The following is a 1,453-nucleotide window of genomic DNA, read 5'->3' as shown; positions in this document are numbered from 1 at the left end:
ACCAGAGAACGTCGACTTTCTGCATGAACGTATCTACGACAGCGACTCCATTCTTTCTCTTAAACACGACCCTCAACACATCATCATCTATGGTGCCGGTGTTATCGGTTGTGAGTACGCGTCTATCTTCCGAGGTTTGGGTGTAAAGACTGATCTCATTAACACTCGAGACCGTCTACTGTCATTCTTAGATAATGAAACCTCAGATGCACTTTCTTACCACTTCTGGAACAGTGGCGTTGTGATTCGTAACGATGAAACCTTTGAGAAAATCGAAGGGACTGATGATGGCGTAATCATTCACCTGGAGTCAGGCAAAAAGATGCGTGCCGACTGCTTACTGTATGCCAATGGTCGAACCGGTAACACTGACAAGCTGAACTTAGGTGCGGTTGGTCTAGAAGCGGACTCTCGTGGCCAGGTATCGGTGAATACCAATTACCAAACCAACGTTGAACATGTATACGCGGTCGGTGATGTAATTGGATACCCTAGCCTCGCAAGTGCTGCTTATGACCAAGGTCGATTTGTTGCACAAGCGATTGTTAAAGGTGAAGCGGAAGGTCACTTGATTGAAGATATCCCAACGGGAATCTACACCATTCCTGAAATCAGCTCAGTCGGTAAAACCGAGCAAGAGCTGACGGCAGCGAAAGTACCTTATGAAGTAGGACGTTCTTCATTCAAACACTTAGCTCGCGCTCAAATCGCGGGTAAAGACATCGGTAGCTTGAAGATTCTGTTCCACCGTGAAACCAAAGAGATTCTAGGTATCCACGTATTTGGTGAGCGTGCCGCAGAAATCATTCACATCGGCCAAGCAATCATGGAACAAAAAGGGGAAGCGAATACTATAGAGTACTTCGTTAATACCACCTTTAACTACCCTACCATGGCTGAGGCTTATCGTGTTGCCGCTCTTAACGGCCTTAACCGTTTATTCTAAATAAAGAACTCATAAGAGCATTTGACCACCCATAGGCCAAATACATAAACAGCAAGCCATGAGCTTGCTGTTTTTATTTAAGGTATTGAAAAATATAGTACCAATAGTAATTAGATCATGATGTTCTAAATGCCCTGTAGTCTGTACATCTTCTATCTGTGGTCGTTAGAACTAAACGAGGAATTCGCCCTTCTTCAACTGAGAAACAAATAACACACCAAGACCAATACCACGCATTGTCATAAAGCTCAGCATCGCAAGCCACAGGGCATGATTTTCTAAACTAGACGCTAGGAAGAAAATCGCAAAGAAGCTGCAGGTCGCGACAAACATGCTATTACGCATGTCCTTGCCTTTAGTTGCTCCGACAAAAATACCATCGAGTAAGAAGCACCACATTGAAACCAACGGCATTGCAATCAACCAAGGCAGATACACCTCAGCTTGGCTTTTTACATCTGGGATGGTGGTGATCATATTAATCAGATTAGACCCAGCGATCGCGAA

The 1,453-nt window shown here is 44.5% G+C and carries 1 protein-coding gene and 1 pseudogene; one reads left to right on the top strand and one right to left on the bottom strand.

The window, feature by feature from the left end:
* Window positions 1–946 (top strand): Si-specific NAD(P)(+) transhydrogenase (gene sthA / locus A3712_RS23845; protein WP_063525255.1); only part of this gene is annotated, 946 nt, incomplete at its 5' end.
* Window positions 947–1,117: 171 nt separating this feature from the next.
* Here the strand turns inward: sthA and A3712_RS23840 are convergent.
* Window positions 1,118–1,453, bottom strand: a pseudogene (locus tag A3712_RS23840) (MATE family efflux transporter); the annotation flags it as partial.

The organism is Vibrio sp. HI00D65 (assembly GCF_001635455.1).
Lineage (GTDB): Bacteria > Pseudomonadota > Gammaproteobacteria > Enterobacterales > Vibrionaceae > Vibrio.
This window is presented reverse-complemented; position numbering and strand designations above follow the sequence as displayed.